The following is a 7,392-nucleotide window of genomic DNA, read 5'->3' on the forward strand; positions in this document are numbered from 1 at the left end:
ACACTGGACGGCATGGCGCTGCTTTGGCATGATGCTGGCGAGCGCACTTTTTCCGTCCCGCAGGCTGCATCGACCCGAACCCGCCTGAACCCACCGGCCCTGACCGGCCACAAGGAGACTTCGCATGGCTCACTACGTAGACGGCTTCGTGGTCCCCGTTCCCACGAAAAACATCGACGCCTACCGCCGCATGGCGCGCAAGGCGGGCAAGGTCTGGCGTGAGCACGGCGCGCTGGAGTACTTTGAATGCATTGCCGACGACGTCAAGCCCGGCAAAACCACCTCGTTCCCGCAAAGCGTCAAGCTCAAGGAAGGCGAGACCGTGGTGTTTTCGTGGATTGTCTACAAGTCGCGCAAGCACCGCGACAAGGTCAACGCCAAGGTCATGAAAGACCCGCGCATCATGGACCAGATGAACCCGAAGACCATGCCGTTTGACGCCAAGCGCATGTTCTGGGGCGGCTTCAAGACGCTGGTGGAGCTGTAGGCCGGCTTTTTTGCCGTTTTATTGGTCAATTCGGCCTCTAGCCCAGGCAATACGTGCACTTGTAGCTATTAAAATCATAGCAAATGCAGGGCCTTGCAGCGCGCGCACGCCCCACATGCGCCCGTGGCCTACAGACCGCGAAACGGTTTTGCGCTACCGTTTCAGGGACGAAAAAACCTTCTTCCCGAAAGCCCCGCATGGAATTCAAGGACTACTACAAAACCCTGGGCGTGGCGCGCGGTGCGGCGCCTGACGACATCAAGCGCGCCCACCGCAAGCTGGCGCGCAAATACCATCCCGATGTCAGCAAGGAGAAAAACGCCGAGGCGCAGTTCAAGGAGCTGGCCGAGGCCTACGAGGTATTGCGCGACCCCGAAAAACGCGCCGCCTACGACGAGCTCGGTGCCAACTGGCAGGCCGGGCAGGACTTTCGTCCGCCGCCGCAATGGAGCCAACGGCAAGCCAGCGGCGCGCCGGGGTTTGACCAGGCAGACAGCGCCGACCACAGCGCGTTTTTTGAGGAGCTGTTTCGCGGCATGCGCGGCGGGCCGGGCGAACCAGGGGGTGCTGGCCGCGCCAGCCACGCCAGCCACGCCAGCCACGCCAGTTTTGACATGCACGGCCAGGACCGGCACGCCAAAATCCAGATCTCGATCGAAGACTCGTACAACGGCGCCACGCGCAGCCTGCAGCTGCGCATGCCAGACCCGCTGGGCGGCGGGCGGTTGACGGACCGCAGCATCGAGTTTGTGATTCCCAAAGGCATACGCGCCGGCCAGCACATTCGCCTGGCCGCGCAGGGCTCGCCCGGCATCGGCCAGGGCAGCCCGGGCGATTTGTACCTGGACGTGGAGTTTTTGCCGCACCCGCTGTACCGTGCCGACGGCCACGACGTTTACATGAGCCTGCCGGTGGCGCCGTGGGAGGCCGCACTGGGCGCCGAAGTGGAAGCGCCCACGCCCACCGGCCGGGTTGAAATCAAGATCCCGCCGGGCTCGGCTGGCGGGCGCAAGCTGCGGCTCAAGGGGCGCGGCCTGCCGGGCCGAAGCGGCGGCCGGGCGCCCGGCGACTTTTATTTTGTGCTGCAACTGGCCCTGCCCGGCGCCGACAGCGAGGCCGGCAAAAAAGCCTACGCAGACCTGGCCGCAGCCTTCAACAGCTTCAACCCGCGCGCCAGCCTGCAGCAACCCGGAGGCCAGCCATGAGCAGCACGACCACCCCCACCGCCACCTACCTGAGCAGCTTCATTCTGGAAGACCAGACCGAGCTGACGCTGGACGAAGTCTGCCGCGCCTGCGCCGCGCAAACCGACATGATTGTTGAGCTGGTCAACGAAGGCGTGCTGGAGCCCGACGGCCCCGCGCCCGGCGAGTGGCGCTTTACCGGCCTGCACCTGCACCAGGCGCGGGTCGCCGTGCGGCTACAGCGCGACCTGGGCGTGAACCTGGCGGGCGTGGCGCTGGCGCTGCAGCTGCTGCAAGAAATGGACAGCCTGAGGGCGCAGTTGCGCCGGCTGGCCGGGGAGTGAGATGACCATCGGCCGTTTTACGGCGGCGCGATGTCATCCCCGGTCGATGCGACATTGACCACCGCCTCGGCCAGCGGGGCGTTGCGGCGCGGGTCGTGTTTCTCCAGCACGGTGCCCACCGCGCGCTTGAGCTTGCCGACCGCGCCGTGAATCGCCTGATGGGCATTGCCGGCGCGCTCCTTCACCACCACCGGCTCCAGCCCCACCAGCCGCGCCTCCAGCGTGCATTGAATCTCGTCCGGCGTGGCCTTGACATGGCTGTTCGCGTCGGCCAGGTGCGCCTCGACCCGGGTAATCTGCTCGCCAAAACGGCCCAGCGCCTCCTTCACCACCGTGGTCAGGTGGGCGGCCATCTTGTGGCGCCCGTCAACATGGGGGTCTGTGTTCAAAAAAACTTGCATGGGGGGGGTTCTTTCTGGGTTGCGTGAACGCACCAGCAACTCTTTGAGAGTTCTGAAGGCTCACTGGGATGAGGGGCCGAATGGCCTTTGTCAGCCCCTTTCAAGCCATGATGCGCCGATAGCGGCGTGGACGCAACGGGCAAGGCACAGCACCTGCCTGTAGGCCGTCTCCTACCAGCCGCCCGCCGGGACATAGCACCACCCCGGCCTGCGCGCATGGCTTACACGGCCATGCTGCTTTTGTTGCTAAGGTCATGCTGAGGTGCCGTTCCTCCTGAAGGCTTTTCATGAAATTCAAGGATCCGTTCAATGACTATTACCGGGTGATTGGCTTGGCGCGCGACGCCACGCCCGAGCAAATCAAACACGCCTACCGCCGCCTGGCCCGCAAATACCATCCCGATGTCAGCACCGAGAAAAACGCCGAGGCCCACTTCAAGGCACTGGCGCAGGCTTATGAGGTGCTGGGCGCGCCTGCCAGCCGGGCCCAATACGACCGGCTGGCCACCCCCTGGAAAGCCGGCCAGGACTTCAAGCCCTCACCCGAAGCCGCCCGCCGCCAGGACTGCTTCAAACCCGCCGCCGGCGAGCACCACGGCCGGGACGCCAGCGACTTTATGACCCGCTACTGGATCGACTGGCTGCAGGCCTGCGAAGCCGCCTGGGCGGCGTTGCGGGCCGCCGTGGCCGCGCCGCGTTAAGACGCGCCGGGCAACAAGCTCAAAACGCTACAAAATCAGGAGCCTCCAGCGCAGGTGTGGCTTGGGCCTCTGGCCCGCCAAGCCGTACCCCGCCGCTGCGTTGGGCGTCGGGCGTCGGCTGGCCGGACGGCACCAGGCGCGTGGCGTATCAAGAGCGCCCTACCAGCGCAACAGGCGCGGCCCCAGCAGAGCCCCCGCCAACGTCGGAATCGCGATGCCCAGTAGGTACCAGACCGCCATGAACGGCGCGGTCGATTCCGGGCAGTGCAGCGCATAGACCAGCGCACCCAATGCCCCGGCCAGCAGGCCGGCGCTGGCGCCCGCAAGGGCCAGCCGGGTCGGCGCCAAGCCCTTGATGGCCCAGAGCGTCGCCGCCAACAGTGGCAGCGAGATGAATGCGATGTTGACGGGACAACTCTTCCAGGTATCACCAAAAACAAGCTGCGCGCGCTGCGCCGGCGCGGCGTCGAGCAGCACCACGGCCGCCAGCAGCCACAGCGCCAGCACGGGCGTGGCCAGCCCGGCCCAGACGCGGCCCAGTCGCATGCCAGGTCGGGCCAGTCGTTCAGCGGCCAGCAGCGCGGCCAGCGCCAGACCGGCCGCAAAGCCCGGCTTGATCCAGAACATCAACTTGCCCGCGGCCTGCGCCAGGTCGGCGCGCAGCCCGAGCACGACGACCAGCAGCAAGACGGCCGCAGGCAGGCTCCAGCCCAGCGCCACGGCAAAGCGCCGGCCCACGGCGTTCTGCGGCACCGGCGCGGCATGGGCCGCCAGCAGGCTGACAAGGTCATCGGTTTTCATGCGTTTCCCCTGATTCTGGCCGCCAGCGCCTTCAAGCCCCGGTGCACGCCAATCTTGATGGCCGACTCTGACATGCCGGTCAATTGCGCCGCCTCCACCACGGACAGGCCCTCGAGCTTGACGTGCACGATCGGCAGGCGCTGTCGGTCAGGCAGGCCGGCAAGCAGTTTATCGAGGTCTTTTTTGGCCTCCGCCGCGTCGCTATCGCTGGACGCAAACACCTCGAGCTCATCGTCCAGCGGGTCGGTCATGGCCTCGCGCGCTGCCCGCGCGCGCAACAAGTCAACCAGCTTGTAGCGCGCAATCGCATGCACCCAGGCGGTCAGCGGCTGGTCAGCGCGGTAGGTGTGCCGCTGGTTGTGCACCGCGAGCAGTGTTTCTTGCACCAGGTCCTCTACGTCATCGGGTCGTTGAAAAAGCCGCTTTCTGTAATAAGCCCGCAAGTGCGCGCTCAGCGCCTTCAGAAAGCCGTGGTAGGCCGCCGCATCGCCGCCCAGGCCCTGCAGCAGCAGTGCGCGCAAGTGGCTCTCATTGTCTGCGAACCGGGCGTCTCTTTCTTCTATTCGTTCCATGAGGGCTTTGGGTTACAGCATGGGTGAGAAAAATATTTTTTGCCGTTTGGGCTCCGACCTGTAACCCGCGGCCAGGTTCCCCCGAACTACTACGCAGACTGTAATGGACTCTGTGCGCAGGGTTCACGCGGTCCGCGCATTTCGCGCAGTCTGGCCTTTCAAACTTGTGTATTTAACAGGAGCTACTTTCATGAACACCCGTACCCTCGCACTGAGCACCACCCTAGCCCTTGCCGCACTAGCCAGCGGTGCCGCCATGGCGCAGGAAAAGCCGATGGATGGCAAGCCCGCCATGGAGAAATGTTTCGGCGTCGCCCTGGCCGGCAAGAATGACTGCGCCGCCGGAGCCGGCACCACCTGCGCCGGCACATCCAAAATGGACTACCAGGGCAATGCCTGGAAGCAAGTGCCCGCAGGCACCTGCGCCGGCATCAAAACCCCCAAGGGCATGGGCTCCCTGAATCCGATCAAGGCCTGAGCCGTTTCGGGCGCACCTCATGACCCCCACAACCCTGACCGCCGGCCTGGGCCTGAAGCCGCAGCATTACGATGCGGCACTCAGCTGCGACCAGCCAGGCTTGTGGTTTGAAGTGCACCCGGAGAACTACCTGGTGGCGGGTGGTCCGCGCCTGGCCTGGCTGGAGGCCATCCGGGCCCGGCACCCGGTGTCGCTGCATGGGGTGTCGCTCTCGCTGGCGGCCGATGCCGCGCCGGACGCCGCCCACCTTGAAAGGCTGGCCGCGCTCGCCGCGCGTGTCGAGCCCGCTCTGGTGTCCGAGCATCTGGCCTGGTCGGCCTGGCGCGGCACCTACCTGCCTGACCTGCTGCCCTTTGCCCGCACCCATGCGGCGCTGTCGCGCATCACCGGCAACATCGCGCGCACGCAAGACGCGCTGGCGCGGCGCATCGCCCTCGAAAACCCCTCGCATTACCTGCACATGCAGGGACACGATTGGGATGAAATTGATTTTTTGCACGAGCTGGTGCGCCGCACCGGCTGCGGCTTGCTGCTGGATGTGAACAACGTTCATGTGAGTGCCCGCAACCTGGGTTTTTCGGCTGAGGCGTATATCGACGCCTTTCCCGTTGACGCGGTGATGGAAATTCATCTGGCCGGCCACGCACAAGACCCCCGGTTGGGCCCGGCGCTGCTGATCGATTCGCACGATGCGCCCATCGCCCCGCAAGTCTGGGCCCTGTATGAACGCCTGATCGCGCGCGCGGGGCCGCGCCCCACGCTGATTGAGCGCGATGAGCAGTTGCCGCCCTTTGCCGAACTGCTGGCCGAACGCAACCTGGCCCATGCGCTGCTGCAAGCAACCTCGATGGCCTGCGCATGAACTCCCCGCTTTCGAGCTTTCAGGACGATTTCGTTCAGGCGCTGTTGGCACCGCCAGAAGGCGCGCCGGCCCGGCTTCGCGCGCTGGTTGATCAGCCGGGTTTTGCGGTGTACCGCAACACCGTGCACAAAGCCTGTGTTGATGCCCTGCAAGCCAATTACCCCACGGTGCTGCGGCTGGTGGGCGAGGACTGGTTTCGCGCGGCGGCGGCCGTGCATGTGCGCGCCCAGCCGCCCAGCGATGCCCGCCTGCTGTTGTACGGCATGGGTTTCCCCGGCTTTCTGCGCGACTTTGCCCCGGCTGCCGAACTGCCCTACCTGAGCGGTGTTGCCATGCTGGACCGCTGCTGGACCGAGGCGCATGTGGCCGCCGATGCACCAGCGCTTGCTCCAACAGCCCTGGCCGGCCTGCCGCTGGAGCAGCTTGGCAAACTGGTGCTGCAGCCGCATCCGGCCGCGCGCTGGGCCTGGTTTGAGGGCCTCCCGATCTACACCCTCTGGCAACGCAATAGGATTAGCCTGGTTGATGCGGCCGACGACGGCGATGCGCTGGTCTGGACCGGCGAGGGCGCCCTGCTCACCCGGCCGGCGGGCGCGGTGACCTGGACCGCGCTCGATGCGGCCGGCTGTGCGTTTCTGGATGCCTGCGCGGCCGGGCGCCCGCTCGCGCTGGCGGCCAGCGAAGCACTGGCGCGGCAAGCCAGTACCGACCTGGCGCAACTGATGGCCGGGCTGCTGCAAGCCGGCGCTTTTTGCCGCGCGCAGGTGAGCCCGGATGAATCCACCCTCCCATGACCAAGGAACCAGCATGAACACCCTCCTGTCCACCAAGCCCACTGACGCGATTGAGGCCACTGACCCGGCGGCGGCTGACGGCAACCCGCCAGCCGGCCTGCGCGGAATCTGGAACCAGTTGGCGAGCCAGTTCACCCGGCTTGTGCCGCACGACGCGCTGGCACTGATCGACCGGCTGGCCATTGCCGCCATCTTTTTCCTGTCCGGCCGCACCAAGGTCGAAGGCTGGCTCACCGTCACCGACAGCGCCTACGCGCTGTTTCGGGACGAGTACAAGCTGCCGCTGATTCCGGTGGAGATTGCAGCGCATGCGGCCGCCTGGGCCGAACACCTGTTCCCGCTGCTGCTGATGATCGGCCTGTTCACGCGCCTGTCGGCCCTTGCGCTGCTGGGCATGACGCTGGTGATTCAGCTCTTCGTTTACCCCGACGCCTGGCCGACGCACCTGTCCTGGGCCGGCTTGCTGTTGTACCTGGTGGGCCGCGGCGGCGGCACGCTGTCGCTGGACCGGCTGCTTCGCATCCGCTAGGCTTCCCTGCCTTGGAGCAAACCCCATGCGCTACAAAATCAGGAGCAGGAGGTGCCCATGCTGATTGGGCCACAACCACAATTTACTGGTAATTTGGTCTGAATCGACCTAAATCAGCACCCGAAGCGGAACCCGGCCACGCGCTGGCGGTTTGTCATGGCCGTCCCGCTATCATCATGGCGATGCCTCAAGCCGACACCCTCGACACCCCTGCCGCCCACACCCCGGCGCAAGCCTTC

General features: G+C 65.9%; 11 protein-coding genes. 8 read left to right on the forward strand and 3 right to left on the reverse strand.

Translation table 11 applies throughout. The features are described from left to right. The first annotated feature begins 124 nt into the window (after positions 1-124). The 3 genes from RMO23_RS17575 (at position 125) to RMO23_RS17585 (ending at position 2,015) form a co-directional block, all read left to right on the forward strand. Entirely contained in the window at positions 125-487 is a 363-nt protein-coding gene (locus tag RMO23_RS17575) for a DUF1428 domain-containing protein (protein WP_309684083.1), read from the forward strand. A 197-nt stretch (positions 488-684) separates the two neighbouring features. Continuing rightward, positions 685-1,692: a DnaJ C-terminal domain-containing protein gene (locus RMO23_RS17580; RefSeq protein ID WP_309684085.1), complete on the forward strand. Its 1,008-nt coding sequence runs from the start codon at positions 685-687 to the stop codon at positions 1,690-1,692. Beyond that, a complete protein-coding gene (locus RMO23_RS17585) occupies positions 1,689-2,015 on the forward strand; it encodes a chaperone modulator CbpM (RefSeq protein ID WP_309684087.1) in 327 nt (108 codons plus the stop codon). Before RMO23_RS17580 ends, RMO23_RS17585 begins: the two co-directional genes overlap by 4 nt. A 17-nt stretch (positions 2,016-2,032) precedes the next feature. On the opposite strand, the gene RMO23_RS17590 is transcribed toward RMO23_RS17585, so the two are convergent. Beyond that, positions 2,033-2,416 (reverse strand): ribosomal subunit interface protein, encoded by a 384-nt coding sequence (locus RMO23_RS17590; RefSeq protein WP_309684089.1) that lies wholly within the window; start codon positions 2,414-2,416, stop codon positions 2,033-2,035. 287 nt (positions 2,417-2,703) lie between these two features. Here RMO23_RS17590 and RMO23_RS17595 point away from each other — a divergent pair, with 287 nt between their 5' ends. Beyond that, entirely contained in the window at positions 2,704-3,117 is a 414-nt protein-coding gene (locus RMO23_RS17595) for a DnaJ domain-containing protein (RefSeq protein ID WP_309684091.1), read from the forward strand. A gap of 159 nt (positions 3,118-3,276) precedes the next feature. Here the strand turns inward: RMO23_RS17595 and RMO23_RS17600 are convergent, their stop codons facing one another. Together RMO23_RS17600 and RMO23_RS17605 are read right to left on the reverse strand one after the other, a co-directional pair. Further along, a complete protein-coding gene (locus RMO23_RS17600; RefSeq protein WP_309684092.1) occupies positions 3,277-3,918 on the reverse strand; it encodes a DUF1109 domain-containing protein in 642 nt (213 codons plus the stop codon). Beyond that, on the reverse strand, positions 3,915-4,490 hold the full coding sequence (locus RMO23_RS17605) for a sigma-70 family RNA polymerase sigma factor (RefSeq protein ID WP_309684094.1): 576 nt from the start codon (positions 4,488-4,490) through the stop codon (positions 3,915-3,917). The genes RMO23_RS17600 and RMO23_RS17605 overlap by 4 nt, the downstream gene beginning before the upstream one ends. A 190-nt stretch (positions 4,491-4,680) precedes the next feature. Between RMO23_RS17605 and RMO23_RS17610 the strand changes: the two genes are divergently transcribed. The 4 genes from RMO23_RS17610 to RMO23_RS17625 are packed head-to-tail and all read left to right on the forward strand — an operon-like array spanning position 4,681 to position 7,153. Beyond that, the gene (locus RMO23_RS17610; RefSeq protein WP_309684096.1) at positions 4,681-4,968 is read left to right on the forward strand and encodes a DUF2282 domain-containing protein; all 288 of its coding nucleotides are present in this window, start codon (positions 4,681-4,683) and stop codon (positions 4,966-4,968) included. A gap of 19 nt (positions 4,969-4,987) precedes the next feature. Next, positions 4,988-5,830: a DUF692 domain-containing protein gene (locus RMO23_RS17615; protein ID WP_309684098.1), complete on the forward strand. Its 843-nt coding sequence runs from the start codon at positions 4,988-4,990 to the stop codon at positions 5,828-5,830. Continuing rightward, positions 5,827-6,624, forward strand: a complete 798-nt coding sequence (locus RMO23_RS17620) for a DNA-binding domain-containing protein (RefSeq protein WP_309684100.1) — start codon at positions 5,827-5,829, stop codon at positions 6,622-6,624. The genes RMO23_RS17615 and RMO23_RS17620 overlap by 4 nt, the downstream gene beginning before the upstream one ends. 13 nt (positions 6,625-6,637) lie before the next feature. Beyond that, positions 6,638-7,153 (forward strand): DoxX family protein, encoded by a 516-nt coding sequence (locus RMO23_RS17625; RefSeq protein WP_309684102.1) that lies wholly within the window; start codon positions 6,638-6,640, stop codon positions 7,151-7,153. Positions 7,154-7,392 lie beyond the last annotated feature (239 nt).

Origin of the sequence: Polaromonas sp., assembly GCF_031411155.1 — a bacterium.
Classification (GTDB): Bacteria; Pseudomonadota; Gammaproteobacteria; order Burkholderiales; family Burkholderiaceae_C; genus Polaromonas.

Bases quoted from the DNA above. Each gene is read 5' to 3' on its own strand.
- RMO23_RS17575 (WP_309684083.1), top strand. From the start codon at position 125: ATGGCTCACTACGTAGACGGCTTCGTGGTCCCCGTTCCCACGAAAAAC.
- RMO23_RS17580 (WP_309684085.1), top strand. From the start codon at position 685: ATGGAATTCAAGGACTACTACAAAACCCTGGGCGTGGCGCGCGGTGCG.
- RMO23_RS17585 (WP_309684087.1), top strand. From the start codon at position 1,689: ATGAGCAGCACGACCACCCCCACCGCCACCTACCTGAGCAGCTTCATT.
- RMO23_RS17590 (WP_309684089.1), bottom strand. From the start codon at position 2,416: ATGCAAGTTTTTTTGAACACAGACCCCCATGTTGACGGGCGCCACAAG.
- RMO23_RS17595 (WP_309684091.1), top strand. From the start codon at position 2,704: ATGAAATTCAAGGATCCGTTCAATGACTATTACCGGGTGATTGGCTTG.
- RMO23_RS17600 (WP_309684092.1), bottom strand. From the start codon at position 3,918: ATGAAAACCGATGACCTTGTCAGCCTGCTGGCGGCCCATGCCGCGCCG.
- RMO23_RS17605 (WP_309684094.1), bottom strand. From the start codon at position 4,490: ATGGAACGAATAGAAGAAAGAGACGCCCGGTTCGCAGACAATGAGAGC.
- RMO23_RS17610 (WP_309684096.1), top strand. From the start codon at position 4,681: ATGAACACCCGTACCCTCGCACTGAGCACCACCCTAGCCCTTGCCGCA.
- RMO23_RS17615 (WP_309684098.1), top strand. From the start codon at position 4,988: ATGACCCCCACAACCCTGACCGCCGGCCTGGGCCTGAAGCCGCAGCAT.
- RMO23_RS17620 (WP_309684100.1), top strand. From the start codon at position 5,827: ATGAACTCCCCGCTTTCGAGCTTTCAGGACGATTTCGTTCAGGCGCTG.
- RMO23_RS17625 (WP_309684102.1), top strand. From the start codon at position 6,638: ATGAACACCCTCCTGTCCACCAAGCCCACTGACGCGATTGAGGCCACT.